General features: G+C 69.3%; 21 protein-coding genes. 7 read left to right on the forward strand and 14 right to left on the reverse strand.

Going from position 1 to position 25,037, the window contains the following annotated elements; genetic code table 11:
* Positions 1 to 67 precede the first annotated feature (67 nt).
* A complete protein-coding gene (locus HNR51_RS18510) occupies positions 68 to 682 on the forward strand; it encodes a TetR/AcrR family transcriptional regulator (RefSeq protein WP_182555922.1) in 615 nt (204 codons plus the stop codon).
* Positions 683 to 832: 150 nt separating this feature from the next.
* Here HNR51_RS18510 and rnk read toward each other — a convergent pair whose 3' ends face one another.
* The gene (gene rnk / locus HNR51_RS18515; protein WP_182555923.1) at positions 833 to 1,246 is read right to left on the reverse strand and encodes a nucleoside diphosphate kinase regulator; all 414 of its coding nucleotides are present in this window, start codon (positions 1,244 to 1,246) and stop codon (positions 833 to 835) included.
* Between the two features lie 890 nt (positions 1,247 to 2,136).
* Between rnk and HNR51_RS18520 the strand changes: the two genes are divergently transcribed.
* Positions 2,137 to 2,586 carry a GreA/GreB family elongation factor gene (locus tag HNR51_RS18520; RefSeq protein WP_182555924.1) on the forward strand — a complete coding sequence of 150 codons (450 nt, stop codon included), beginning with the start codon at positions 2,137 to 2,139 and terminating at the stop codon, positions 2,584 to 2,586.
* A gap of 185 nt (positions 2,587 to 2,771) precedes the next feature.
* Here the strand turns inward: HNR51_RS18520 and HNR51_RS18525 are convergent, their stop codons facing one another.
* Genes HNR51_RS18525 through HNR51_RS18535 form a run of 3 tightly spaced genes read right to left on the reverse strand, consistent with a single transcriptional unit; the run spans position 2,772 to position 5,922 of the window.
* Positions 2,772 to 3,623, reverse strand: a complete 852-nt coding sequence (locus HNR51_RS18525; protein ID WP_182555925.1) for an ABC transporter ATP-binding protein — start codon at positions 3,621 to 3,623, stop codon at positions 2,772 to 2,774.
* Entirely contained in the window at positions 3,620 to 4,471 is an 852-nt protein-coding gene (locus HNR51_RS18530) for an ABC transporter permease (protein ID WP_239681563.1), read from the reverse strand. The genes HNR51_RS18525 and HNR51_RS18530 overlap by 4 nt, the downstream gene beginning before the upstream one ends.
* Positions 4,472 to 4,479: 8 nt before the next feature.
* Positions 4,480 to 5,922 (reverse strand): ABC transporter substrate-binding protein, encoded by a 1,443-nt coding sequence (locus HNR51_RS18535; protein ID WP_239681562.1) that lies wholly within the window; start codon positions 5,920 to 5,922, stop codon positions 4,480 to 4,482.
* 299 nt (positions 5,923 to 6,221) lie between these two features.
* Here HNR51_RS18535 and HNR51_RS18540 point away from each other — a divergent pair, with 299 nt between their 5' ends.
* Both HNR51_RS18540 and HNR51_RS18545 read left to right on the forward strand, forming a co-directional pair.
* Entirely contained in the window at positions 6,222 to 6,986 is a 765-nt protein-coding gene (locus HNR51_RS18540; protein ID WP_012455910.1) for a Crp/Fnr family transcriptional regulator, read from the forward strand.
* Positions 6,987 to 7,155: 169 nt separating this feature from the next.
* Positions 7,156 to 7,776 (forward strand): pyridoxamine 5'-phosphate oxidase family protein, encoded by a 621-nt coding sequence (locus tag HNR51_RS18545; RefSeq protein ID WP_182555926.1) that lies wholly within the window; start codon positions 7,156 to 7,158, stop codon positions 7,774 to 7,776.
* Positions 7,777 to 7,815: 39 nt separating this feature from the next.
* Here the strand turns inward: HNR51_RS18545 and HNR51_RS18550 are convergent, their stop codons facing one another.
* The 4 genes from HNR51_RS18550 to HNR51_RS18565 are packed head-to-tail and all read right to left on the reverse strand — an operon-like array spanning position 7,816 to position 11,083.
* Positions 7,816 to 8,775 carry a HEAT repeat domain-containing protein gene (locus tag HNR51_RS18550; RefSeq protein WP_182555927.1) on the reverse strand — a complete coding sequence of 320 codons (960 nt, stop codon included), beginning with the start codon at positions 8,773 to 8,775 and terminating at the stop codon, positions 7,816 to 7,818.
* A gap of 5 nt (positions 8,776 to 8,780) precedes the next feature.
* Entirely contained in the window at positions 8,781 to 9,014 is a 234-nt protein-coding gene (locus HNR51_RS18555) for a 4Fe-4S dicluster domain-containing protein (RefSeq protein ID WP_012455913.1), read from the reverse strand.
* Positions 9,015 to 9,029: 15 nt separating this feature from the next.
* A complete protein-coding gene (locus tag HNR51_RS18560; protein WP_182555928.1) occupies positions 9,030 to 10,772 on the reverse strand; it encodes a fumarate reductase/succinate dehydrogenase flavoprotein subunit in 1,743 nt (580 codons plus the stop codon).
* An 11-nt stretch (positions 10,773 to 10,783) separates the two neighbouring features.
* Positions 10,784 to 11,083 (reverse strand): gamma-butyrobetaine hydroxylase-like domain-containing protein, encoded by a 300-nt coding sequence (locus tag HNR51_RS18565; RefSeq protein ID WP_182555929.1) that lies wholly within the window; start codon positions 11,081 to 11,083, stop codon positions 10,784 to 10,786.
* Between the two features lie 265 nt (positions 11,084 to 11,348).
* On the opposite strand from HNR51_RS18565, the gene HNR51_RS18570 reads away from it, so the two are divergent.
* On the forward strand, positions 11,349 to 13,385 hold the full coding sequence (locus tag HNR51_RS18570) for a YgiQ family radical SAM protein (protein WP_182555930.1): 2,037 nt from the start codon (positions 11,349 to 11,351) through the stop codon (positions 13,383 to 13,385).
* Between the two features lie 318 nt (positions 13,386 to 13,703).
* Here HNR51_RS18570 and chrA read toward each other — a convergent pair whose 3' ends face one another.
* Together chrA and HNR51_RS18580 are read right to left on the reverse strand one after the other, a co-directional pair.
* Positions 13,704 to 15,113, reverse strand: a complete 1,410-nt coding sequence (chrA, locus tag HNR51_RS18575) for a chromate efflux transporter (RefSeq protein ID WP_182555931.1) — start codon at positions 15,111 to 15,113, stop codon at positions 13,704 to 13,706.
* Between the two features lie 2 nt (positions 15,114 to 15,115).
* A complete protein-coding gene (locus tag HNR51_RS18580) occupies positions 15,116 to 15,946 on the reverse strand; it encodes a chromate resistance protein ChrB domain-containing protein (protein WP_182555932.1) in 831 nt (276 codons plus the stop codon).
* A 349-nt stretch (positions 15,947 to 16,295) separates the two neighbouring features.
* Here HNR51_RS18580 and HNR51_RS18585 point away from each other — a divergent pair, with 349 nt between their 5' ends.
* Together HNR51_RS18585 and HNR51_RS18590 are read left to right on the forward strand one after the other, a co-directional pair.
* Positions 16,296 to 18,452 (forward strand): ATP-binding protein, encoded by a 2,157-nt coding sequence (locus tag HNR51_RS18585; RefSeq protein WP_182555933.1) that lies wholly within the window; start codon positions 16,296 to 16,298, stop codon positions 18,450 to 18,452.
* 167 nt (positions 18,453 to 18,619) lie between these two features.
* The gene (locus HNR51_RS18590; protein ID WP_182555934.1) at positions 18,620 to 18,763 is read left to right on the forward strand and encodes a hypothetical protein; all 144 of its coding nucleotides are present in this window, start codon (positions 18,620 to 18,622) and stop codon (positions 18,761 to 18,763) included.
* 223 nt (positions 18,764 to 18,986) lie between these two features.
* On the opposite strand, the gene HNR51_RS18595 is transcribed toward HNR51_RS18590, so the two are convergent.
* From HNR51_RS18595 to HNR51_RS18610, 4 genes are all read right to left on the reverse strand, one after another.
* Positions 18,987 to 19,910, reverse strand: coding sequence for a substrate-binding domain-containing protein (locus HNR51_RS18595; RefSeq protein ID WP_182555935.1), 924 nt, complete (start codon positions 19,908 to 19,910; stop codon positions 18,987 to 18,989).
* A gap of 26 nt (positions 19,911 to 19,936) precedes the next feature.
* Positions 19,937 to 21,625 carry a methyl-accepting chemotaxis protein gene (locus HNR51_RS18600; RefSeq protein WP_239681561.1) on the reverse strand — a complete coding sequence of 563 codons (1,689 nt, stop codon included), beginning with the start codon at positions 21,623 to 21,625 and terminating at the stop codon, positions 19,937 to 19,939.
* Positions 21,626 to 21,753: 128 nt separating this feature from the next.
* Entirely contained in the window at positions 21,754 to 23,139 is a 1,386-nt protein-coding gene (locus HNR51_RS18605) for a carbohydrate porin (RefSeq protein ID WP_182555936.1), read from the reverse strand.
* A 553-nt stretch (positions 23,140 to 23,692) separates the two neighbouring features.
* Positions 23,693 to 25,027, reverse strand: coding sequence for a c-type cytochrome (locus HNR51_RS18610; RefSeq protein WP_182555937.1), 1,335 nt, complete (start codon positions 25,025 to 25,027; stop codon positions 23,693 to 23,695).
* Positions 25,028 to 25,037 lie beyond the last annotated feature (10 nt).

Below are 25,037 nucleotides of genomic sequence, written 5' to 3' on the forward strand. Positions count from 1 at the left end.
TCGACATGGACGCGGCCCGTCAAGAGACTTATCTACCACTCGATACAAAACTTGGAGCTTGCGGACAATGGCGATGGGGCGGCCCCGGTCGTTCGACACGGACAAGGCCCTTGATGATGCGATGGAGGTGTTCTGGCGCCACGGCTATGACGGCGCGAGCCTCGCGATGCTGACCAAGGCGATGGGTATCAAGCCGCCGAGCCTCTACGCGGCCTTCGGCAGCAAGGAGGGTCTGCTGAAGGCTGCCCTCGACCGTTACGCCCAGCGTCGGTCCGAGCACATGCGCTACGTGCTTGCGGGCCCCACCGCCCGCGACGTGGCCGAGCGCTTCCTGTTCAGCATCGCGGAGAGTCACACCGACCCGGCCAACCCGCCCGGCTGCCTCCTCGTCCAGGGCGGGCTCGCCTGCGGCCAAGGCTCGGAGAACATTCCGTTCGAGCTGGCGTCTCGGCGCGCGCTGTCGGAGACGGAACTGCGCGAGCGCTTCGTCCAGGCGCAGCAGGACGGCGACCTTGCCGAGACCGCCGATCCCGCAGCACTGGCGCGGTTTCTCTCAACGGTCGCCTCGGGCATGGGTGTCCTGGCGTCGTCCGGAGCGGATCGGGGCGCCTTGCGGGAGGTCGCGCGCGTCTCGCTCAGCGCCTTCCCGGAACGCGACGAGATGCGGATCGTGAAGCCGTGAGAAAGCGGTGAGCACCGCCGAGCCCATCACGCGGGGCTCCCGCGTTCTCCGGCCGGCCGCTGCCGACGCGCTCGCCACAAAGGGCCATCTCGTAGGGCCGGAACAGGACACGCGGAATCGTTCGTCGCTCGAATCGATCCGCAGGCCGTTTCAGGCGAGCGCGGCCTCGCGGACCTCGAGCACGGTCAGGCGTCGGATCTCGCCCGTGCGAGTGGCCCAATCGATGGACTGACCCTTGCTCAAGCCGATCAGGGCTGCGCCGATCGGCGTCAGGATGGAAACCTTGCCCTGCTCGATGTCGGCATCCCCGGGGTAGACCAGCGTCACGGATTGCATCCGACCCGTCGAATTGTCGCGGAAGTCCACCCGGCTGCCCATGCGTGCGAAATCGCCCTCAGCGGTCCCGCCACGGACGATCTGCACCCGGTCGAGTTCGTCCGAAAGAAAGGAGGCGACCTCCGGCGCGCGATCCATGGCGCTCGCCGCCAGTCGCGACAACCGTTCGTGGTCATCGGCCGTCATCTTGATGCGCGGCTTCGACCGAGCAGGGGAAACCTTCGTCAATTCCTTGGATCCTTTTCAGGGTGTTTTTACGACGTTGCACGCGGCCCCGGATCGTCCCTCTTCTCCGAACCAAGCAGGAGATCTTCTTCGATTTTTGCTGGACCGGACGAATACGCGTCGTTTCGGCGCGAGAACGGAAGCACGGTGCCTGAACGCGGTGCCGCGTCATGGACGGAGATAGGTTTTTCTTGTTTCGTCACCGCCTCACCTTCGCCGCCCGGAGGGTGAGGTGGCGGACCGCGCTCAGGGGCATCCATAGATCCCGCTCCGATACGGCATGAGAACGGCCTGTCCGGCAGCGAGACCGCGCATGGTCGTCGACGCGAAGGACGCGTTCGCTTCATAGGTCGGATGAAGGATTTGGTGTGGCGGTTGCCATGCGCTCTTGCCGCGACAGGCGACAGCGCCTCGGCAAAACCCTCGCGCATCCCCGAACTCTGCGGACGCTGCGCGTCGCCGGCCCGGGGCTACTCGCCCGCGATCAGGCGCCCTGCCCGAAGCTGGGCACGGTTGAGGACGGTCATGCTGCACATGATTGCCTGAGCATCAGCGAAGTTGATGATCGTGTCAATTCGCTGCGACAAGGCAATCGAGGCGACCCAGCATCGCAAAACCATCGTCCTTGGCCTGCTTGACAGCCGCACGGCCTAGCCTATGCTCGACTAGATTATGCCGAACCGTCTTCAAAGCATTCGCCTTCTCGGGCGTGCGGGCAGCTTGCAAGCAGGCTCTTAAGCCCTGGCGCTTGGCCGGCCTGACAAGGCGCGGCCCGCTCCAGGGATCGATCTCCAGCACTTCGTTTTTTCGACGCGCAGGTCCCGAACGGGCAGCGCCGTCAGCCACCCTGCGCGGCTTGGCCGTGCAGAGCGGTCCTGCTGTGAGGTGTCAGAATGGGCGCTGTTCGGAAACGTCCCCCGATTACGCTTCCAACCTACGACTTTGATCGTCTCGTCGCTTCTGGGCTTGCTGCGTATCAGCGCGGCGATCCTTATGCCGACCTTCTGCTTTCAAAACTCGAACGTGCGGCATCCTTTGCCGCTTCCCCGCCGCCCCGAGATGTCGTTGCCGTCACTTGTCGCGTGCGCTATCGGCTCGACGATGAGCCGACGGTGCGGGCGCATCGACTTGTCTATCCAGGCCACGTGATCGCCTCGGAAGAGGAGATCTCTGCGGCGAGTCCGCTCGGCGTTGCGATGCTCGGCCTCAGAAGAGGGGACCGCATCCCGTTTCGCGACAACGCCACGGGAAGCGAGCACGTCGTCGAAATCGCCGATGTCGGACCGCCACGGTCCACGGTCGACACCGTGCCGCCCAGGCCATTCGATCGTCTTCTGCGCTGATCCTCAGCCCTTGCCGGCAGCCGACCGGATCTGCGTTCGGCCGCATCATCGCGGCCGCAGCTTTGTAAAAACCTCACTCCCACAGGACCTTGCCTGATGATCGAGAGCCGTTGGCCCGTGCATCGCCGCATCACCGGTCCGATGGTCATGATCGGCTCCGGTCCTCGGAGCGGAAGGCGCCGAGGTCAGGCCGGCACCCCGATCGGGCTCAAGCGGGCGAGCGGCACATGGCCGGGATCGCTGTGCAGGAGCGCGAGGCAGCGTTGCTTGATCGCCGTGAAGCGCGGATCGGTGATCAGGCCGCGGTCGCGCGGGCGCCCGAAATCGAGAGGGATGTCGTCGAGGATGCGCCCCGGCCGCGGCGTCATGACGAGGAGGCGGTCGGCCAGGAACAGGGCCTCGTCGATGTCGTGCGTCACGAACAGGATCGTGGTGCGGTGCCGGGTCCAGATGTCGAGCAGCAATTCCTGCATCGTCAGCCGCGTCTGCGCGTCGAGCGCCCCGAACGGCTCGTCCATCAGCAGGATCCGGGGCCGGTTGATGAGCGCGCGGGCGATCTCCACCCGCTGCTGCATGCCGCCCGACAATTCGGCCGGATAGCGCCCGGCGAAGTCGGACAGGCCGACCTGCGCGAGCAGCGCGCGGGCGCGCTCCCGGCGCTCCCGGCGGCCGACGCCCTTCATCTTCAGGCCGAAGGCAACGTTGTCGGTGACGCTGAGCCAGGGAAACAGGGTGTGCTGCTGGAAGACGATGCCGCGGTCGGGATGCGGCCCGGCGATCGCCCGGCCGTCGAGGCTGACGCTGCCGCGCGACAGGGCGAGGTGCCCGGCGACCGCGCCGAGCAGGGTCGACTTCCCGCAGCCCGAGGGCCCGAGGATGCAGACGAACTGACGGCCCGGGATGTCGAGGCTGATGGCCTCGACCACGTCGAAGGCGGCCGTGCCCTGACCGAGGCGGATCGCCCCGTCGCGGATGGCGACGTGCCCGGCCTCGCTCCGATCGGTGCCCGCTTGGATCCGTGCCGCGCCCGCGCTCATCGCTGGCCTCCCGCGCCGATCCAGGGCGTCGCCCGCGCGCCGAGCCAGCGCACGATGAGGCTCGACCCCATCCCGAGCACGCCGATCAGCAGCATGCCGACGACGATGTCGTCGTAGTTCTGCAGGGTGTAGGATTCCCAGGTGAAGTAGCCGATCCCGTACTGGCCGGAGATCATCTCGGCGGTCACGAGGCAGAACCACGCCGTGCCCATGCCGATCGCCGCGCCCGTCACGATGCTCGGCGTGGCGCCGGGCAGGATCACCTCGCGCAGGATCGCGGCATCGCCCGCGCCGAGGCTGCGGGCGGCGGCCACCAGCCGGGGATGCACCGATTCCACGCCATGCACGGTGTTGAGCAGGATCGGGAACAGCGCGCCCGTAAAGGTGATGAAGGCCATCGACACCTCGGAGGACGGGAACATCAGGATCGCGAGCGGGATCCAGGCCACCGCCGGGATCGGCCGCAGCACCTCGAGCGGCGGCCACAGCAGGTCGCGGGCGGACCGTGAGCGGCCGATGGCGAGGCCGAGCGCGACCCCGACCACGAGCGCGGCGAGAAAGCCCGACAGCACCCGCGCGAGGCTGGCCCCCAGATGGGTTGGCAGCGCGGGGGCGTGGAGCAGCGCCCAGGCCGCCTGCGCCGCGGCCGCCGGGGTCGGCACGTTGCGGAAGGTGACGAGGCCGAGATCGAGCCGATAGCGCGCCGCCACGTGCCACGCGAGAAGGCTGAGGCCCAGGGCGAGCCCGCGCAAAGCGAGCCGCCCGAGTGGCAGCGTTCGCGGGAGCCGCACCGCCCGGCCGCGCGGCGCGCGGATCGGAGCACCCGTCTCGATCACCGAAGCGCTCATCGGCAGGCTCATCGCGCCGACAGCCGCGCGTGGCCGCCGCGCGCGGCAGCGAAGTCGATCACGTCGCCGCCTTTCGCCGCCGCATGGGCCTGCGCATCGCCCTTGAGCAGGAAGGCGCTCAACCGGCCTTGCGCATCGCGCACGTACCAAGCCTGATTGGCGAACAGCTTGATGCCGCTGCCCCGGTCCTGCGCGTAGATCGCGCGGGCCTCGCGTCCCTGGCTCTCCTGCTCGGCGAGCGCGGCGAACGCCGCCTCCGGCGAGGCGTAGTGGCGGACCTTGTCCTCGCCGCGGATCCAGAGCTGCGCGACGCGGGACGGATCGGTGATCGGCTGGCCGGTGGCGCTGTCGTTGGCCGTAAGCGGCAGCGGGGCGTATGCTTTCAGCCGCGCCTCGTAGTCGAGGCCGGCCTCGGCCGTCGCCGCGCGGATGAAGCGGTCATCGACGAAACGGTCGAGGTCGATGTCGGAATCGGCCTTCTTCAGGAGCTTGAGCGTCTCGAACGAGGTCTTCACCGCCTGCCGGTATTCCGGCTTCCAGGTCAGGTCGCGGGTCTGGAGGCCGAGCGGTCCGTGGAACAGGTAGGCGACCTCCGCCTCGATGCCGGTCACCCGCTCGATCAGTTCCGAATATTTTTCCGGCTCGGCGGCGATCAGCCGGTCCGCCTCGAGGGACGCGCGAAGATAGGCGGTGACGATCTCCGGGTATTTGTCCGCATAGTCGCCGTCGGCCAGGGCGCCGTGGAAGGTCGGGGCGTCGGCCTGCGCGCCGTCGTAGATCTTGCGGGCGAAGCCGCGCCAGGGGAACAGCTCGGCGAAGGGCACGAAGTCGGCATGCGCGTCGATCTTGTTGGCCAGCAAAGCCGCGCCCGCCACCTCCGGCGCCTGGGTGATGATGGTGACGTCGCGGCCCGGCTCCCATCCTTGCGCCTTCACCGCCCGCAACAGCAGCCCGTGCGCGGTCGAGGCGAACGGCACCGAGACCGTCTTGCCCTTGAGCTCGGACAGCGACTGCACCGGGGATTCCTTCGGCACGACGATGCCGTTGCCGCTGCCGCGCACGCTGCCCGACAGCACCGAGATGAACAGCGAGCGGCGCCCGGCCTTGGCGAAGGCGTAACCGTTGAGCGAGCCGGGGAAGTCGGCCATCGCCCCGAGATCGAGCTTGCCCGCCACCATCTCGTTGGTCAGCGGCGCGCCGCTGGTGAAGTTGCGCCACTGGATGTCGTAGGTCGCGTCCTTGTAGCGGCCGTCCCGCGGCAGGAATTTCTCGAGGAGCTTCAGTTCGCGGATCAGCAGGCCGCCGGTGGCGCAATTGATCGTGGTGTCCTGCGTGCCGACGGCGACCCGGATCGTCTCGGCCCGGGCCAAGCCGGGCGTCATCGCGCCGAACGCCGTGGCGGTCAGGAGGAGAGCGGCGAGGCGGCGGCTGAGCGGGGCGTGCTGGGTCACCGGGAGGCTCCGTGGGGCAGGTGTTTCCACCGCTCACGCGGGCGGCGATCCCCCGGATGTGCCGTTCGAACGCCGCGCGCGACGAGCAATTAATTTCGTCGGAGCCACGAGATGTGGGCAGAGGCACGACTGTTCTTGGTCATCGAAAAATCTCTTCTCGCGGAATGTTCGAGGGGAGAAGAATCTGTTCTGACGACATCCTGATTTGGAATTGCTCTCAGGCAGGCCGCGCCGATAATCGAGGCGGACGACGGGGCGGGCCCGCGGCTCCGTGCGCGAACGTTTTTCCGAGGTCCCTCATGTCGTCGGCATCGCTCGCCCTGTCCGAACCCCGCCGTCCGGCGCCCCTGATCGCCAGCGCCCTGTTCCTCAGCGAGACGGTCGAGGGCCTCGACGACGGCGCCGGCTTCCTCGACGGGCTCACCCCCGCCGAGATCGCCCGGGTGCGCGCCGCCGGCCGCCCCGTCAGCCTCGCGCCGGGCGAGAGCGTGTTCACGCAGGGCCAGCCGCACGAGGGGATCTTCCTGATCGAGGAGGGCCGGGTCCGGGTATTCTATTCCGGTCCGTCGGGCCGGCAGGTGACGCTGGCCTATTGGACGCCGGGCCACTTCATCGGCGGCCCGAGCATCTACGGCGGCGGTTGCCACCAATGGTCGGGCACGGCGATCGAGCCGGTGCGGGTCACGGTTCTGTCGAGCGCGACCCTGCGCGGGCTGATCCGCCAGATGCCGGGCTTCGCGCTCTGCCTCATCGCCGCTCTGGAGGCCAAGGGCCGCTGCTACACCGCCATGGCGCAGATGCTCGGCACGCGCTCGGTGATCGAGCGGCTGGCGCAGTTGCTGCTCAACCTCGGCGACCTCTACGGCAGTTCGGAGAACGGCACGGTGATCATCCGCCGCCGCATCACCCACGACGAACTCGCCGCCCTCGTCGGCTCGACGCGGCAATGGGTGACGATGATGCTCAAGCGCTTCCAGCGCGAGGGCATCGTGTCGATCGACGCCGCGCATATCCGCCTGCTGCGGCCGGGACGGCTGCAGGAGATCGTCCTGACGGAAGGCTAGCCGGACAGGTCCAGGGCCGATGCCTCGGAGCGCTCGGTTCGGGCCGTCATGGCGCCGCCGGTGCCGAGGTCTCGACCGATACGACCGGCAACGCCAACCCCGCGCCGGTCTTTGCGGCTGCAACCGCCCAGGCTAAGCCGTCCGGCGGCGTGAGGGGGGATTGCGAGCGATGGCGGCTGTCCGGACGATCGCGGAGCTGGAGCGCATCTACGGCGATTTCGGTGCCGTCGGCGAGGCATCGACCGCGAAGGTCGCCGACCACATCACGCCGCATTACCGGCGCTTCATCGAGGCAGCGCCCTTCCTCGCCCTGGCGACGTCCGGTCCCGGCGGCCTGGACTGCTCGCCGCGCGGCGACGTTCCGGGCTTCGTGCGCATCGCCGATCCCCGGACGCTGCTGCTGCCCGACCGGCGCGGCAACAACCGGATCGACAGCCTGCGCAACGTCGTCGAGGACCCGCGGGTGGGACTGATGTTCCTGGTCCCCGGGGTCGGGAACGCCATGCGGGTGAACGGCCTCGCGTCGATCGAAGACGATCCTGCCCTGTGCGCGTCCTTCGCGGTGGCGGGCAAGGCGCCGCGGACGGTGATGGTGATCACGGTCCGGGAGGTCTACTTCCAGTGCGCCCGCGCCCTGATCCGCTCCGGCCTCTGGCGAACGGAGAGCCACGTCGATCCCGGGTCGCTGCCGACGCCCGGTCAGATCCTGGCCGAGATGAGCGACGGCCGCGTCGGCGGAGCGGCCTACGACAGCGCCTGGGCCGAGCGGGCGCAGCGGACCCTCTGGTAACGGGACCGCCGCCGGCCGGCGCGGCTTCCCCGGCGCCCTCTACGCCGCCAGCCGCGCAAGCGCCCAGCGCGCGGTCTTGCGCACGTCCGGGTCGGGATCGTTCGCGACACCCTCCAGCCCCGCCCGCGCCGCCGGATCGGCGATCTCCCCGAGCGCGGCGGCGGCTTCCTTGCGCAGGGAGGCCATGTCCTCCGACAGGGCCGCGACCACCGTCGGCACGGCGCGGCGGGCCTTGAGACGGCCGAGGCTGCGCAGCGCCTTCTGGCGAACCTGCCAGGTGGCGTCATCGAGCGCCGCGATCAGGACCTCGGCGCTCTCCGATGCCCCGACCCGTCCGAGCGCCTCGGCAGCGGTCTCGCGCACGCTCCATTCGGGGTCGCGCAGCGCGCCCGCGATCGCCTCGACGGCGCTGTTGTGGCGGGAGAAGGCGAGGCCGCCGACCGCGGCGCGGCGCACCTCGGCATCCGCGTCGCGGGTCGCGGCGATGAGCGAGGGCAGCGCCTCCTCCCGCTTCAGGTAGGCGATGACGCCGACGCCCTGCGCCCGCACCGCCGGCTCGGGGTCGCCGAGCGCCGCGACGGCAGGTCCGAGCGCCTCGGGCAGCCTGAGGCCCCGCAGGGCCCGTAGGGCGGCCGCCCGGACGAAGGCGTCGGCATGCCCGGCGAGCGGCAGCAGCGGCGCGCCGGCGCGAACATCCTTCAGCTCGGTCAGGCTCTCGGCGGCGGCCGCCGCCACCGTCCGGTCGGGATCGGTGAGCGCAGCCGCCAGCGCCGCCGCCGTGTCGGGGCCGTCGAAGCCGGCGAGAGACAGAGCCGCCTGCCGCCGCACATCCGGGTCGGAATCGGCGGCCGCCCGGGCAAGGGGGGGCACGGCCTCCGGGTCGGCGGTCTCGGCGAGCGCGAGCACCGCGACCCGGCGCACCGCCGGATCGGCATCGTCGAGGCCGCGGGCGATCTCGGCGACGTCGCCGAAATCCTCGAACGGATCGGTGAAGGGCATCGGGCTCACCGCAGCAGGTAGGGGATCTGGACGGTGACGGCGCCGGTCGGGCAGTCGGTCTCGCAGGGCATGCAGTACCAGCACTCGTCGTACTTCATGTGTGCCTTGCCGGTGAGGTCGCTGATCCGCAGCACGTCGAGCGGGCAGACATCGACGCAGACCGTGCAGCCCTTGTCGGCGATGCATTTCTCGGCGTCGACGGTGACCGGGACCGTGCTGGGCTGGTGGGCGAGAGGCATCGGGATCTCCTTGGCTCAAGCCTGCCGGCGGACGCGCTGGCGGTCGTAGGCGCCGCGCTCTTCCGCTTCGATCGGCACGATGTAGGGGGTGACCGGCCGCTTCTCGCTGACCATGCGCCCGTCCACCTTCCGCAGGATCGTGTGGCAGAACCATTCCGCGTCGTTCTTCTCGGGGAAGTCGGTGCGGTTGTGGTAGAGGCCCCAGCGGCTCTCGGTGCGGTAGAGCGAGGCGTGGGCGGCCATCTCGGCGCAGTCGAGGATCGAAGACGCCTCCAGCGCGCGCATCAGTTCGTGGCTGTCGCGGGCGACCATGCGCGTCTCCAGATCCTCGCGGATCTCGGCGAAGCGCCGCTGCCCGATCTCCATCTTCGCCGTCACTTTCGGCGGCTGCAGGTAGTCGTTGACGAAGCGGCGGGTCTTGTACTCGATCTGGTTGGGAGGGATGCCGTCCTCGCGCCGGGTCGGCGCCAGCACCCGCGCGCGCTCGCGGGCCACCGCCTCGGCGTCGATCTCCGGCAGATCGATCTCCCCCGCGCGGTCGATGGCGTGCTCGCCCGCCACCGCGCCGTTGGTGAAGGCCCCCAGCATGTAGTTGTGGGGGACGTTGGCCATGTCGCCGGCCGAATACAGGCCGGGCACGGTGGTGCGGGCGAATTCATCGACGAACACGCCCGACGCGCTGTGGCCGGAGCAGAAGCCCACCTCCGAGATGTGCATCTCGACCATCCGCTGGCGATAATCGGTGCCGCGGTTCTCGTGGAAGCGTCCGCGCGAGGGCCGCTCGACCTTGTGCAGGATCGTCTCGATCTCCGAGACCGTGTCGGCGTGGAGATGGTCGAGCTTGAGGAAGACCGGGCCGTTGCCGCTCTGAAGCTCGTTGTAGAATTCCTGCATCATCTGGCCCGACCAGTAGTCGCACTCGATGAAGCGGTTGCCGGCGCTGTTGGCGGTGTAGGCGCCGAACGGACCGGCGACGTAGGCGCAGGCCGGACCGTTATAGTCCTTGATCAGCGGGTTGATCTGAAAGCATTCGAGGTTCGCGAGTCCGGCGCCTGCGTGATACGCCATCGCATAGCCGTCGCCGGAATTGGCGGCGTTCTCGTAGGTGCCCCACAGATACCCCGAATGCGGCAGGCCGAGCCGCCCGGCCGCGCCCAGGCACAGGATCACCGCCTTGGCGCGGATCACGAGAAACTCGGCGGTGCGGGTGTTGACCGCCACCGCGCCGGCCGCCGCGCCGTCCGGGGCGTTGAGAAGGCGGGTCGCCATGAAGCGGTTCGAGATCAGCACCTGCGCCTTGCGCAATTGCCGGTAGAGCGCCTTCTTGACCGTGTCGCCATTGGGCATCGGCAGCACATAGGTGCCGAGATGGTGCACCTTCTTGACGTCGTAATCGCCGTTGCCGTCGCGCTGGAAGCGGATGCCGAAGCGGTCGAGTTCCTGGATGATCTCGAAGCAGCGCTCGGCGTATTTGTAGACCGGCGCCTGATCGCAGATGCCGTCGTTGGCGATGGTGATTTCCTTCGTATACTGCTCCGGCGTGGCGTAGCCGGGGATGACGGCGTTGTTCAGCCCGTCCATGCCCATGCTGATTGCGCCCGAGCGCTTCACATTGGCCTTCTCCAACAGGATCACCCGGGCCGCCGGGTTGCGCAGCTTGGCCTTCAGCGCCGCCATCGGCCCGGCGGTGCCGCCGCCGATCACCAGCACGTCGCAGGCGACCTCCGAGGTCGCATCCTGAATCGCGTCCTGACCCATCGCCGCCTCCCTCACGCCGCCGCGCCGTCGGCAAGAGCCCGCAGGTAGGGCCAGGGAAAGATCCCGCGGTCGTGTCCGTCGGAGAAGACGAGGTTCACGGCGTAGGCACCGACCGGCACGACCCCGGTGATCGCGATGTCGTGCGGCAGGGCAGGGGGAAGCCCGTCGATCCCGGCACGCACCGTCTCGGCGCTGCGGCTGTGGGCCCGAAGCGTCGCGGCCATCAGGCGGGAGGCCGTGCCGTCCTCCCAGATCACGTCGAGGCGTCGGCGCTCTTCCGTCAGCCTGATCTCGCGCGGGGTCGCCGCCATCTTCGTCCTCCTCGACGCTGGCCCAGGCACCGAACAGGCGGGCCCGACCTCCGCGGTTAGACCGCCACGGCGAGGACGATTGAAGAAACTAATTGCCTGCCGTTCGCGGCGGCCGCCCTGGCTGCGGCGGCGTCACTCCAGCGGGTCGCCGGAGCGCCTCGCGGCGAACCCTGGCGTTCCCGGCACCGGCGTGCGGGTTCAAGATCACGCCACCGGCCTTGCCCTTCGTTGAGCTCGCGGTCCTGTGGGCCTATGGATCAACGCCATGGAACTCCGAGCTTCAGCCGAACGATCCTTGGCTCCCTTCGCCTGCAGACCGTCCCCCGGAAAGGCTGCGCCGTTCCTGCCGATGAGCCGCGCCGAGATGACGGCGCTCGGGTGGGACGCCTGCGACATCGTGCTGGTGACGGGTGACGCCTACGTGGATCATCCCAGCTTCGGCATGGCCATCATCGGCCGGCTGCTCGAAGCGCAGGGCTTCCGGGTCGGCATCATCGCGCAGCCCGACTGGCATTCGGCGGAGCCGTTCAAGGCGCTCGGCAAGCCGACCCTGTTCTTCGGCGTCACCGGCGGCAACCTCGATTCGATGGTCAACCGCTACACCGCGGATCGCCGCATGCGCCACGACGACGCCTATACGGCCGGCGGAGAGGGCGGAAAGCGCCCGGACCGCTGCACCATCGTCTACACGCAGCGCTGCCGCGAGGCCTACAAGGACGTGCCGGTGGTGCTCGGCGGCATCGAGGCGTCGCTGCGCCGCATCGCCCACTACGATTACTGGTCCGACAAGGTGCGCCGCTCGATCCTGGCGGACGCCAAGGCCGACCTTCTCCTCTACGGCAACGCCGAGCGCGCCGTGGTCGAGGTGGCCAACCGCCTCGCGGCCGGCGAGGCGCCGCACCAGCTCGACGCGGTCCGCGGCGTCGCGCTGTTCCGCCGCGTGCCCGAGCATTACACCGAGCTGCCCGCCGACGACCTCGATTCGACCGACGAGGCCGCCGCCCGCCGGCCCGGCGACACCGTGATCCGGCTGCCCGCCTACGACGAGGTCAAGGACGACAAGGAGGCCTATGCCCGCGCCTCGCGCGTGCTGCATCGGGAGGCCAATCCCGGAAACGCGCGCCCGCTGGTCCAGCGCCACGGCGACCGCGACCTGTGGCTGAACCCGCCGCCGATCCCGCTCTCCAGCGACGAGATGGATGCGGTCTACGACCTGCCCTACGCCCGCGCGCCCCATCCGTCCTACGGCGACGCGAAGATCCCCGCCTGGGACATGATCAAGTTCTCGGTCACGATCATGCGCGGCTGCTTCGGCGGCTGCACCTTCTGCTCGATCACCGAGCACGAGGGCCGGGTCATCCAGAACCGCTCGGAGGGCTCGATCCTGCGCGAGATCGAGCGGATCCGCGACAAGACCCCGGGCTTCACCGGCGTCATCTCGGATGTCGGCGGGCCGACCGCCAACATGTACCGGATGGCCTGCAAGGACCCGAAGATCGAGGCGGCGTGCCGGCTGCCCTCCTGCGTCTTTCCGGACATCTGCCCGAACCTGAACACCTCGCACGACGACCTGATCCGGCTCTACCGCAAGGTCCGCGAGGTGAAGGGCGTCAAGAAGGTGATGGTGGCGTCGGGCGTGCGCTACGACCTCGCGGTCCGCAGCCCCGAATACGTCAAGGAGCTCGTGACCCACCACGTCGGCGGCCGCCTGAAGATCGCGCCCGAGCACACCGAGCGCGGCCCCCTCGACAAGATGATGAAGCCGGGGATCGGCACCTACGACCGCTTCAAGGAGATGTTCGACGAAGCCGCCAAGCAGGCGGGCAAGAAGTACTACCTGATCCCGTACTTCATCGCGGCCCATCCCGGCACGACCGACGAGGACATGCTGCAGCTCGCGCTGTGGCTCAAGAAGAACGATTACCGCGCCGACCAAGTGCAGACGTTCCTGCCCTCGCCGATGGCGACCGCGACGGCCATGTACCACACCGAGGTCAACACGCTGAAAGGTGTGCGGCGCGGCGGCAGCGAGCCGGTCGAGGCGATCAAGGGGATGCGGCAGCGCCGACTGCACAAGGCGTTCCTGCGCTACCACGATCCCGAGAACTGGCCGCTTCTGCGCGAGGCACTCAGGGAGATGGGCCGCGCCGATCTCATTGGGCCGCGGCCGGACCAGCTCGTGCCGTTCTCGCAGCCGCCGGGAACGGGCCTGGGCGCGGGGAAGGGGCGGGGCCAGCCGCGGCCTGTGCGTCACGGCGGCGGCCAGCGGTTCACCACGAAGGGCGTGCCGCTGAGGAAGTGACGCACTCACGCCTCCGACACCTTCATGCCGGCGAGCCGGGTCTAGGTCGGCGTCCACTCCGCGACGGACGTCCTGGCCGGCGGATGCGTCGGCTCGGCTTGGGCTGTGCTGTGCTGGATCGTGGCATTGCGCCTCCAGCGCTGCGGCCAGGTCGAGCAACCCGGTGGCAGGCCCAACCGGACGTGCCGCGGGACATGGCAACCGACAGGCTGACCGCCGATCCGGCGAGCGGCCGGTCGGCTGGCCCAGGCTCGCCGCACCGGCCGACCGGCGTGGGGCTCGGCCGATCGCCGCAGCGTCAGCGAGGCTCAGTCGCCATCACACGAGCCCTGCCAGGCGCAGAGCCATGCCCGCCGCAGCACAGGCCGCGAGCGTCTGGATCATGCCAAGCTTGAACCTGAAGACCGCCATCACCGCCGCGGCAGCCAGGGTGAGCGCCCAAGGGTTGAGGCTCGATGGGATCGGCACGTCGAACCGGAGCGGCCCGACCGTCATCGGTCGCGTCTGGGCGAAGATGGTGTGCAGGGCGAACCAGACGGCAAGGTTGAGGATCACCCCCACCACCGCGGCGGTGATGGCCGAGAGCGCCGCCGCGAGCGCCCGGTTGCCGCGCAGGCGCTCGACGTAAGGGGCGCCGACGAAGATCCAGAGGAAGCAGGGCGCGAACGTGACCCAGGTGGTGAGCAGACCGCCCAGCGTCCCGGCGACAAGCGGAGGCAGGGCGCCCGGATTGCGGAAGGTTGCCATGAAACCCACGAACTGGGTGACCATGATCAGGGGCCCTGGCGTGGTCTCGGCCATGCCAAGGCCGTCCAGCATCTCCCCGGGCCTGAGCCAGCCGTAATGCTCCACCGCCTGCTGGGCGACGTAGGAGAGCACCGCGTAGGCGCCCCCGAACGTCACCATCGCCATCTTGGAGAAGAACACCGCGACGTGGCTGAAAACATCGTCCGGCCCGAGGGCGAGGATGAGGGCGGCGACCGGCACCAGCCAGATCGCGCCCCAGGTCAGCAGCCGCCGCAGAGTAGGCCCGGCCGCAGCCCGCTCCTGCGGAAGCTCGTGGTCGTCGAGCAGGAAGGGGCCTTCGAGGACCTTGCCACCCCCGCCATGCCCTCCGGCCTTGAACTGCGGCAGCCGGGCTCGACCGCCGAGATAACCGATGACGCCCGCCGCCAGAACGATCAGCGGAAAGGGCACGTCGAAGAAGAAGATGGCCACGAACGCCGCCGCCGCGAGCCCGACCATCACGGGCCCCTTGAGCGCCCGCTGGCCGATGCGGATCACGGCCTGCAGCACGATGGCGAGCACGGCGGCCTTCAGGCCGAAGAACAGGCCGGCGACGAGGCCCACATTGCCGTAGAGCGCGTAGACCCAGCTCAACGCCATGATGGCGACGACCCCCGGCAGGACGAACAGCCCGCCCGCGACGAGGCCGCCACGGGTCCCGTGCATCAGCCAGCCGACATAGGTGGCGAGCTGCTGCGCCTCGGGGCCGGGCAGCAGGGTGCAGAAGTTCAGGGCGTGCAGGAACCGGTTCTCGGAGATCCACCGCTTCTCCTCGACGAGGATGCGGTGCATCACGGCAATCTGCCCGGCCGGGCCGCCGAAGGAGAGCGCGGCGATGCGCGCCCAGACCGGAACGGCTTCGGCCAGGGTCACGGGCAACGGCGCTTCCTGGGCGGCCGCGCCGGGCTCCGGCGCGGTCTGGATGCGTATGGTCGCGGCCATGGTCAGGCTCTCTCCCAGGGCTTGTTGGTGGGCCAGTTGTGCGTCTCGGCGGTGGCGTCGCGGCACCAGCGGTAGAAGGCGTCGTAGAGGAGCATGCCGGCGTCGAGTTGCTGCAGGTCGTCGGTGTAGATGCGCGACAGGCCGAGCGAGGCCGCGAGCAGGCCGGCCGCCTCCGGCGCGAGGTTGGGTCGGCCGGTGTCGGCCCCGCGCACCAGCGTGGCGAGATGCAGGAGCGGCGGCGTGGCGAGGCCGAACGCCTCGACCATGACGTCGAAGGTGCAGAGCTCGCCCCTGTGGCTCCAGACGACGTCCGGGTCGTCGAGATCGAAGGGGGCTGCCCGGAAGCGCTCGGCCACGCCGAGGACCTCCGGGGCCGGCACGAACAGGAAGACCGCGTCGGGGTCGACGAAGCGGCGGATGAGCCAGGGGCAGGCGATGCGGTCAACCTTCGGCCGCGCCCGCGTCACCCAGACGGTGCGGCCCTGCGCGTCGCGGTCGGGCAGCGTGTCGGCCGGGACCATCGGCAACCCGGCCGCCGCCCAGCCGAGCAGGCCGCCCTCCAGGGTCTCCGCCCCGACGCCGGCGCTTCGCAGCCACGCGGCGACGCCGTGGGCGTGCCGGTGGCCGTCCGTGCAGACGATGACGGCGGACCGACCGCGCAGGGCCGATGCCCACTCGGCCGGACGCGAAGGGGATCGGACGAGGGAGCCGGGGACGTAGCGCGGGTCGGTTTCGAACGCGTCGTGCGTGCGCACGTCGACGACGACCGGCCCCCCCGGGGTGCCGATCAGGCGCGCAAGCTTCTCGACGGAGATGGTGTTGGGCACGGGCATGACGCGTCCTTGCAGCAATTGCAGGCGGGACGCGATTCTTCGGCCGGAGCCTCGTCGGGGGATCGCTCCCCGAAGCCTCCATTCATCGCCTCCGGCCCCGCCCTGTCAAGGCGGGGCGACCGCACCGTGACCCGCTTCATCCTCGCGGCAACCGCGTCCCCGGTGTAGAAGGCGTCGCGAACGGTGGCGAGGCTGGTACGTTCCAGTCCAGGAGGCGAGAGACCCGTCGGCCATAGGGCGGCCAGGCTCCCGCGACGATGACCAAGCTTGGTGACGATGCGGGACCACGACGAACGATGCGAGCGACCGGGGCGAGAAGCGCGACCCAACTTTGCTTGGCCGACGCGGAATGGCTGAGCGCGAGCGCCTCGACCCCGCCCCGCCGTCGTCGAGGGAACCAGCCCGATCCGCTCCCAGGGCGCGCTTGATCGCGCGGGCGAGCGGCGGCGTCGGCCTCGCGGCCGCCCTGACCGTCCTGTCCGGCTGGGCCTTCGACGTGCCGATCCTGAGGCGCATCGTCCCCGGCCAGCCGCCGATGGTCGTCCTGACCGCCATCGGCATCTTGATGCTTGCGACGGCGCTCCTGCTCGGCACGGGCTCCGGCGCATCCCGTCCGGTCCGCCGGGCAGGCCGATGGATCGCCGCAGCCGCCGCGGCCGTCGGCATCGGGGGGATCCTGCAATACCTCCTGCCGCTGCCGGTCCGCCTCGACGACTGGGTCCAGCGCCTCGCCTTCGGACCTCTGAAGCCCGGGAGCGGCATGGCCCTGGCGACGGCCGCGAGCATCGCGGCCGTCGCGGTTGGTCTCCTCTTCCAGGACGCGCCGAGGCGCTGGCTGCGCGACCTCGGCACGCTCGCAACCCTTTGGGGTTTCGTCATCGCGGCCGCGGGCGTTCTCGGCTACGCGTACGGGCTCGGCGCCCTGCATCAGGCCGGCCCGTTCTCGCGCATGGCGCTCGTGACCGCGGTCACCCTGGGCGTCCTTGCCGTCGGCGCGCTGTTCAGCCGCCCGACCCGGCCCTGGATCGCGCCGCTGCTCTGCGCCGGCGAGGCAGGGTCCCCGACGCGCCACCTGCTTCCCGCCGTCGTGGTGGCGCCGCTGGTCCTGGGCTGGCTGCAACTCCAGGCCGTCCGCTCCGACCTGATCGAGGCCGAGACCGGCACGGCCCTGCTCATGGCCGTCCTCACCCTCTGGCTGGCTGCGTTGGTCGTTCGTGTCGCACGCAACATCGACCGGCGCGCGGTCGCGGAGCGGCGGCTCCGGGAGACGCTGCACGGCATGAACGAGGCCCTGGAGCGGCGCGTGGCGGCGCGCACGCAGGAACTCGCCGAGGCGCAGGACGCTCTCGTGCAGGCGCAGAAGATGGAGGCCATCGGCCAATTGACCGGGGGCGTGGCGCACGACTTCAACAACCTGCTGACCATCATCCGGTCCTCGACCGACTTCCTGCGCCGGCCGGACCTGCCGGAGGAGCGCCGGCGCCGTTACCTCGACGCGGTCTCGGACACGGTGGAGCGGGCCGCGAAGCTGACCGCGCAACTGCTCGCCTTCGCACGGCGCCAGGCGCTCAAGCCCGCGGTGTTCGACGCCGGCGAGCGCATCCGCGGCATCGCCCAGATGCTCGACTCACTCACGGGCGCCCGCATCCGGATCGTGACGACCCTGGCCGAGGGCCCATGCGCGGTGCGCGCCGACTCGGTGCAGTTCGAAACCGCGCTGGTGAACCTCGCGGTGAACGCGCGCGACGCCATGAACGGCGAGGGGACGCTCACCATCGAGCTGACCTGCGGGCGACCCAAGCCCTCGATCCGCGGCCACGCGGGCTCGCCGAGCGCCTTCGTGGCGGTCTCGGTCTCGGATACCGGATCGGGGATCGTGAAGGAGCAGCTCACCCGCATCTTCGAGCCGTTCTTCACGACCAAGGAGGTGGGTAAGGGCACCGGTCTGGGATTGAGCCAAGTGATCGGCTTTGCCAAGCAATCGGGCGGCGACGTCGACGTTGCCAGCGTGGTGGGGCGAGGAAGCACCTTCACGCTCTACCTGCCCCAGGCCGAGGCCGGAATCGGCGGGGAGAAACCCGCCCCCGAACCGGAGGGACAGGCGCTGGAGGACGGCGACCAGTGCATCCTGGTGGTCGAGGACAACGTGGAGATCGGCCGGTTCTGCACGCAGATCTTGCACGACCTCGGCTACAGCACGGTGCTGACCCAGACGGCGGAGGCGGCGCTCGCCGAGATCGAGGCGGTGCCGTTCCGCTTCGACGCGGTCTTCTCGGACGTGGTGATGCCGGGCATGGGTGGGATCGAGCTGGCCAAGCGGCTGCGCGCGCTGCATCCGGAGATGCCGGTGGTCCTGACCTCCGGCTACAGCCACGTGCTGGCGGCCAACGACGCGCACGGCTTCGAGTTCGTGCGCAAGCCCTACTCGGCCGAGGAAGTCCGCAAGGTCTTGCGTGAAGCCGTGGCTGCCAAGCCGAAGGTCCGCCCGGCCCCGGCGGAGACCTAGAGTCCTCGCCGCTGCGCGACGGTCTCGGTTCGCCCCTGAGGGAGCGGGGCACAACCGCGTCTGGGGAGCCCCGCGACGGGAGCGTCCCGCCAAGCCTCTACGCGACGGGCAATGCCCCTTGTCTCGGACGAGCGGAGGCTCGCAGCGGGTCGACCCGACCGGTCCGAGTGAGCGCCGGATCGGACGGGCAGCAGGCCGCCCGGTCGGGCCTTCTCGTAGGGCGCGTTGAAGCCGGCATCGCCATCGGCCACCAGCGCGCCGGAGCAGCCCGCCAGATGTGCGAGCGGGCGCTCGCCCCGGCGGTCGGGTGAGGCGAAGAACACGGGCGACGCCCTCCGCCCTCCACGGTCCACCCGATGGGAAATCCAGCCCTCCGGCACCGTGCGCGGCATGGCATCCACCCTCTGTCAGGGATCAGGATGCCCGAAAAACCTGCGCTCGGCGCGGCCAACCCGGCGGGTCAGGGTCGAGGGTCGCAGACCCTGGAGATCGCGCAACGCCTTGGCTTGATTCCGATGCGATGAACGGCACCCGTCATCGTCCGCTCGCCAAGTCGCCGCGCGCCGGCAGGATCAATTGGTGGGGGACCCAGTCGTAGGGCTGCACGTACTCTCCGCGGGCAAGCTTCACGGCATCGTTCACCGCCTGAGCCCCCTGCAGCGGCGCATCTTGAAGGACGCTGACCGACACGTCGCCGCTCTTCACGGCCGCGATCCCGTCCGACGTTCCGTCGACGCCGCCGACCAGGATCTTGCCCGAGAAGCCGGCCGCCTTGAGGGCGGCCACCGCACCGAGGGCCATCTCGTCGTTGTTGGCCGCGATGGCGTCGAACTTCAGGCCACTGCGCAGCCACGCCGTGACCTGATCCTGCGCCTGCCGCCGGCTCCAATCGGCGCTCGCCTCCGCCAAGAGCTTCAGCCCTGGCCGTTGCCCGAGGATCTCCTTGACGCCGGCGGTGCGCTCCTGGGCGGCGTTGTCGCTGTCCTTGCCGCGCAGGATGGCGACGTTGCCGCGATCCCCGAGACGCTGCGCGAGCATTCGCATCTGCACCCGGCCCGCGACGAGGTGGTTGGCGCTGACGATCGCCATTCTGTTGGTCACCGGGCCGCTCGGACGCCTGTTCACGAACACCAGCGGGATCCCGGCTGCCGCGGACATCTCCGTGATCGTCCTGGCACTGGCGTCGTCGACGGGGGTGACGATCAGGGCTGCCGGCTTCGCGTCAAGGGCTGCGCGGGCCTGGACCACCTGGGTCTCGCCTTTGCCGGCCGCCTGCGCCACCTCGACCGAAGCGGAGAACTTGGAGGCGGCCGTGCTGACGACAGCGGACTGCAGACTATCCAGGAAACGGTCGCCCGCCTCCGGCATCAAGAAGGTGAGTTTCGTTTCGGCGGCGGCCGGCGCGGCGAGAGCGATCAGCAGCAGGGCGGCCGGCAGGGGATTGGTGCGTTGCTTCATGGCAAGCCTCGATGGGAGCGCGAGCGTCAGGCGGCACGGACGGTGTCGAGGAACGACTGCACCTGTCGGCGCAGTAGATCGGATTGCCCGGCGAGTTCGCTCGAGGCGCACAGAACCTGCGCGGCGCCGGTCCCGGTTTCCTCGACATTGCTCGCCACGCCGGAGATGTTGGCGGTCACCTCGCCGGTGCCGCTCGAGGCCTGGGCGATGGCCTGAACGATCTCGCGCGTCGCCGCCCCCTGCTCCTCGATGGCCGACGCGATGGCGGTCGCCGTCTCGTTGATCGCGCGGACCGAGGCGGAGATGCCGTCGATGGCCGTGGCGGTCCGTCCGGTGGAGGACTGGATCGCCTCGATCTTGGCCGTGATCTCGCTGGCCGAACGGGAGGTCTGGTTGGCGAGTTCCTTGACCTCCGTGGCCACGACCGCGAAGCCGCGGCCCGCTTCGCCGGCCCGCGCCGCTTCGATCGTGGCGTTGAGCGCCAGCAGGTTGGTCTGGCCCGCAAGGGTGGCGATGGTGTCGACGACGTCGCCGATGCTGGCGGCCACGCCCGTCAGCTCGCGCACCAGCACGGTCATGCCTTCCGTCTCCCGAACGGCGGCCCGCGACATCGCCGAAGAACGCTCGACTTGGACGCCGATCTCCGTCACCGAGGCATCGAGTTCTTCGGCAGCGCCCGCGATCGACTGGATGTTGACGGAGGCTTCCTCGGCCGCCGCAGAGACCGCCACAGCGCGCACCGATGTGGCTTCGGCCGACACCGAGAGCTGGCGGGCGGTCGTCTGCATCTGAACGGCCGCCGAGGAAACGGTCGTGACGATCCCGCCGACCGACTGATCGAACGCGTCCGCCAACTCGCGCATGGCGATGCGGCGCTGCGCCTCCGCCCCGGCGCGCTGGGCGGCCACTTCGGCCTCGAGAGCCTTGTTGCGGATCATGTTGTCCTTGAAGACTTGAACCGCAGCCGCCATCAGGCCGATCTCGTCGGAGCGGCGCTGAGCGGGGACCTCGACGCCGGTGTCCTCATCCGCAAGCCGGCCCATCGCGGCGGTCATGCGCCCGATCGGGTGGGAAATCGTCATCGTCAGAAGCCAGCCGGCCAGCGTGCAGAGCGTCAGCAGACAGGCCAAGGCCGAGACGATCCAGAAGCGGGCCGAGGCGCGGATCGCCTGGGCCGCGGCCGTGGCGATCTCGACCTCCTGTTGACGATAGGCCTGCACGGCCCGCACCGCGGTGTAGAAGTGGGCGGCCTCCGAGAGCATGTCACCCTGCAGCACAGCCGTTCCGGTCTCGCTCAGGCCGGCCCGGTCGAGGATGCGGATCTCTTCTCCGATTGCCAGGAAGTGCTGCCACGCGTTGCGCAGGGTCTCGGCGAGCTGGGTCTCGCGCGCGCCCTCGATCAGGGTCGCGTAATCGCCCCAGGCCTTCGAGAAGGCGACGCGGCCCTCCTCGGCCTCCCGCGCGTAGGCGCTGCGCTGCGTCTCGCTCGGGCTGTAGTGCTGCAGCGCCGTCAGCGCACGGAGCTGCTGGCTGAGGCGGGCGAGGTCGCCCAGCAAGGTCACGGCCGCGACCTGACGGGCCAGCGCCGCGCCGATCGCCGAGACCTGATCGACCTTGATGATCGCGAAGCCGCCGGTCAGGCCGGACAACACAACCAGGATCGCGAAGGTACCGATGATTTTCGACTTGATGGATCGTAGGTTGATCGAGCGCATTCTCTTGCCGATCGGCATGGCGGCGAACCCTTGAGGAGGACGTGTCCGAATGGAGTTTGATCGTGGAAGGGTGGGGCGCTTGCGTCGACGCAGGTCGCGTTGCTGCGCTGGCCCCCTGCCTGTCCGGGTCAGAACGTGACGCCGCTCTTGACGCCGAAGACGAGAATGTCGGTCCGTCCGCCGAAGCCACCGGGACGGTTGATGAACTGGATGTTGGGCCGGACCACCACGTCGGGAGAGAGGGCAAGGCTGTAGAAGACCTCCAGCACTCGCTCGTATCCGGGGATCGGGCGGACGCCGCCGTCGAGCAGGTTGGCGCGTTGGATGCTCTGCGCCAGGCCGTGGCTGGCATGCGACTGGCCGATGCCGAAGCCGATCCAGTCGAGCGGACGCGCGGCCCAGAAGCCTTTGTAGACGAAGCCGATGGTCTCCTGCCTGTCGATGAACGAGGTCGAGGAATTGGCCATCGTGACGCGGACGAAGGCGGAGAGGCTGGCCAACGGATTGGCGGGGTCGGGGCGGTAGAGCTCCTGTACGGCCACGCCGTAGAGGCCGCTGCGCTCGCGGTCCGCGAGCGGCACGCCTCCGGCCACCGCCAGGGGCAGGCCTTCGCGGTTGAGGAAGAGGTCGGGCCCGCCTCTGGTCTGATACCACGCGCCGACCGTATAGCTGCCGCGATACGCGAAGGGTGGAAGCGTCGGGAAGGCCGCGGCCTCGACGATGGCCAGTGCGCCCGCGGCACCGGACGGGTCGAAGTTGAAGCCGTCCTCAAGATCGCGCGGATTGACTTGATAGACGCCGGCCATCAGGTAACCGGTGTCGGTGTTGCCGAGCCGCAGGCGGGCGGCATATTGCGAGATTGGCCAGTTGTACCAGTAATTGCCGACGAGGTTGCCGGGTTGGTTGCCGCAGAAGGTGAGGTTCTGGAATTCGCAGGCGAAGCCGGCAAAGTCGGAGCTGACCGGCAGGCGGCCGAACTTGAGGTCGACGAACTCGCCGAAGCGCTGGGTGTAAGAGAGCTGGGTCAGGCGTGGGAACCGGCCGCGGCCGAAGATCTCCTCGGTCTGCTGAAGCACCCCGAAGTGCTGGTCCGCGGTGAGGCCGCGGCCGAAGCGGTAGGTGAGAGTGACGTTGAAGGTGCCGCCGGTAAGGCCGGCGAGGCGATCCATGTCGACGGTGGAACGGACGGCGAGCTGTCCTGCGCCGCGCAGCGACTGGTAGGGGCCGCCCTGGATATTGGTCGAGGTCTGATAGTCGAAGCTGCCGTCCATGCGGATGCCGGCGCGGAAGAGGTCGTCGCGCACACCGCCGAAATTGCCGAGCACGCCCCATTGCGGGGCGGCGCTCTGGGTGTCGAGGCTGCCGGCCGGGGCCGTGTTGACCCCGGCCGCCGTCGAGGGGCGCGCCAGGGGCGTATTGGCGCGACCGAGGGCCGATCGCCCCGGCCTGGAGAGGCGGCGGAGGCGCGGAATGGTCGAGAGGGTAGGGGGCTCGGCTCCGGGCGCCGAAGCCATCCCACGGTCGGGGCCGGTTTGCGCGAGGGCAGGGATCGTCCCCGACGCGACGATGTGCACCATCGCAAGCGAGAGCGACAGAATGAGTGGTCTTCCTGGCGGCGACATGGATTTCAGAGGTCCGGGGAGGAGGCGATCGGAGCAGGAAACCTGCCGCATATTGACTGGTATTGACTTGCTGCAAATACTGTCACAAAACCGGGATTTATTTAATTAGATGCGCGAATTGAGAAAGATGCAGATTTTATTATTAGGACCCACCAGAAATCGATCGTTTTCTTCATTCGCTAAGTAAGTAAAATCGGACTAACATAAATTAAATTAACAAATGATTTCCGAGCGCCGGGTGGCAGCGAATTCGCATCCCATCCTAAGCGTAAAATCGAACAACCTTAGATGCGATACGCACTCTTAGACTGTCTCTGCCCGGCCAGATGGCAATACAAGATCCCGATTGGCAGTGAGCCGAAGCAATACGGCCCATCTCAGATTGAAATACGGTCGGATCAACTTCGGAGAGAAAGGCCAGCCCAGGCGTCGCCCGGGCAACGGCTCACGGTGCCGGATGGGGCGCGCGCCCGACGGCGTTGAGATTGAGGGTCTTGCGCGTGCTGGCAACGGCCTCTGCGGTGACGGGGGGCGCGCGGTTGCTCCAGCTGTTGCGGATGTAGGTGAGAGCCGCGGCGATCTGCTGGTCAGACAGGTTCCAGGCGAAGGACGGCATCGCCGCCCCCGTCGGGTTCTCGGCCGTGATGGCGCCGCGCCCGCCCGCCAGCACGGTCCGGACGATGCCGGCGACCTCGTTCGACTGGATGGCCGTGTTGCCGGGGAAGCTCGGCGTGATGTGCCGGATCCCGGTGCCGTCGGAGGCGTGGCAGGCCTTGCACTGCGCGTCGAAGACACGCTTGCCCTGGGCCATGACCGCTCCGGTGACGGCGGTGCGCGGCGCCTCGGTGGCGGGGCCCGGCGGCAGCGTCTGGAGATAGTCGGCAATCGCGGCGAGGTCGGCGTCGGTCAGGTGCTGGGTCGAGTTCGTCACGGCCTCGGCCATCGGCCCCGAGGCGACCGCCATCCGGTTACTGCCGATCTTGAGATACTGGACGATGTCGTCCTTGGACCAGTCGCCGATACCGCCGGTCTTGCTGGGCGTGATGTCGGGGGCGTACCAGGATTGCAGCACCTCGCCCTGATAGGCCTCGCTGCTCTTGTCGCCGCCGAGAATATTCTTGGGCGTGTGGCAGGCACCGCAATGGGCGAGGGCGTCGGACAGGTAGGCGCCGCGGTTCCAGGCGGCGGACTTGTCGGCTCTCGGCTGGAACCGCTTCTGCTCGAAGAACAGCAGGTTCCATCCCATCAGCAGGGCGCGGATGTTGAAGGGAAACGGAAGCTGGTTGGTGACGACGGCGTTGCGGACCGGCGGCACCGTCTTCATGTAGAGCCACAGGTCGTGGACGTCCTGATCGGACATCTTGGTGTAGCTCGTGTACGGCATCGCCGGATAGAGGTGCTGCCCGTCCTTGCCGAGCCCCTCGCGCAGGGCGCGCGTGAACTCCGCCTCGGTCCAGCGGCCGATGCCGGTTTCCGGGTCGGAGGTGATGTTGCTCGACAGCAAGGTGCCGAAGGGGGTTTCCAGGGCATAGCCGCCGGAGAACGGCTTCCCGCTCTTCGGATTGCTGTGGCAGGCCACGCAATCGGCGGCCACCGCGATGTAGCGCCCGCGCTCGATGGCGGGATCGGGCGCCGTCTTCGGGGCCTCCACCACCTGGGGGGTGTCGACGTCCTTCGTCTGGACGGGGGCCGGCTCGGTTTCGGCCGAGGCGACGAGACCGAGGGGCAGGCACAGCGAGAGTGCCGCGGTGGCGAGGAGGGCGCGGGAACGCAAGGTCACGGTCGTCACC

The sequence above is a fragment of the Methylorubrum thiocyanatum genome (genome assembly GCA_014138645.1).
GTDB lineage: Bacteria > Pseudomonadota > Alphaproteobacteria > Rhizobiales > Beijerinckiaceae > Methylobacterium > Methylobacterium thiocyanatum.

What these genes read in the sequence shown, in the direction of transcription:
- HNR51_RS18510 (WP_182555922.1), top strand. Translation starts at nt 68, where the DNA reads ATGGCGATGGGGCGGCCCCGGTCGTTCGACACGGACAAGGCCCTTGAT.
- HNR51_RS18550 (WP_182555927.1), bottom strand. Translation starts at nt 8,775, where the DNA reads ATGCCCTTCACCGATCCGTTCGAGGATTTCGGCGACGTCGCCGAGATC.
- HNR51_RS18530 (WP_239681563.1), bottom strand. Translation starts at nt 4,471, where the DNA reads ATGAGCGCTTCGGTGATCGAGACGGGTGCTCCGATCCGCGCGCCGCGC.
- chrA (WP_182555931.1), bottom strand. Translation starts at nt 15,113, where the DNA reads ATGGCCGCGACCATACGCATCCAGACCGCGCCGGAGCCCGGCGCGGCC.
- HNR51_RS18560 (WP_182555928.1), bottom strand. Translation starts at nt 10,772, where the DNA reads ATGGGTCAGGACGCGATTCAGGATGCGACCTCGGAGGTCGCCTGCGAC.
- HNR51_RS18520 (WP_182555924.1), top strand. Translation starts at nt 2,137, where the DNA reads ATGGGCGCTGTTCGGAAACGTCCCCCGATTACGCTTCCAACCTACGAC.
- HNR51_RS18555 (WP_012455913.1), bottom strand. Translation starts at nt 9,014, where the DNA reads ATGCCTCTCGCCCACCAGCCCAGCACGGTCCCGGTCACCGTCGACGCC.
- HNR51_RS18540 (WP_012455910.1), top strand. Translation starts at nt 6,222, where the DNA reads ATGTCGTCGGCATCGCTCGCCCTGTCCGAACCCCGCCGTCCGGCGCCC.
- HNR51_RS18545 (WP_182555926.1), top strand. Translation starts at nt 7,156, where the DNA reads ATGGCGGCTGTCCGGACGATCGCGGAGCTGGAGCGCATCTACGGCGAT.
- HNR51_RS18525 (WP_182555925.1), bottom strand. Translation starts at nt 3,623, where the DNA reads ATGAGCGCGGGCGCGGCACGGATCCAAGCGGGCACCGATCGGAGCGAG.
- HNR51_RS18565 (WP_182555929.1), bottom strand. Translation starts at nt 11,083, where the DNA reads ATGGCGGCGACCCCGCGCGAGATCAGGCTGACGGAAGAGCGCCGACGC.
- HNR51_RS18605 (WP_182555936.1), bottom strand. Translation starts at nt 23,139, where the DNA reads ATGGCTTCGGCGCCCGGAGCCGAGCCCCCTACCCTCTCGACCATTCCG.
- HNR51_RS18600 (WP_239681561.1), bottom strand. Translation starts at nt 21,625, where the DNA reads ATGCGCTCGATCAACCTACGATCCATCAAGTCGAAAATCATCGGTACC.
- HNR51_RS18595 (WP_182555935.1), bottom strand. Translation starts at nt 19,910, where the DNA reads ATGAAGCAACGCACCAATCCCCTGCCGGCCGCCCTGCTGCTGATCGCT.
- HNR51_RS18580 (WP_182555932.1), bottom strand. Translation starts at nt 15,946, where the DNA reads ATGCCCGTGCCCAACACCATCTCCGTCGAGAAGCTTGCGCGCCTGATC.
- HNR51_RS18585 (WP_182555933.1), top strand. Translation starts at nt 16,296, where the DNA reads ATGGCTGAGCGCGAGCGCCTCGACCCCGCCCCGCCGTCGTCGAGGGAA.
- HNR51_RS18570 (WP_182555930.1), top strand. Translation starts at nt 11,349, where the DNA reads ATGGAACTCCGAGCTTCAGCCGAACGATCCTTGGCTCCCTTCGCCTGC.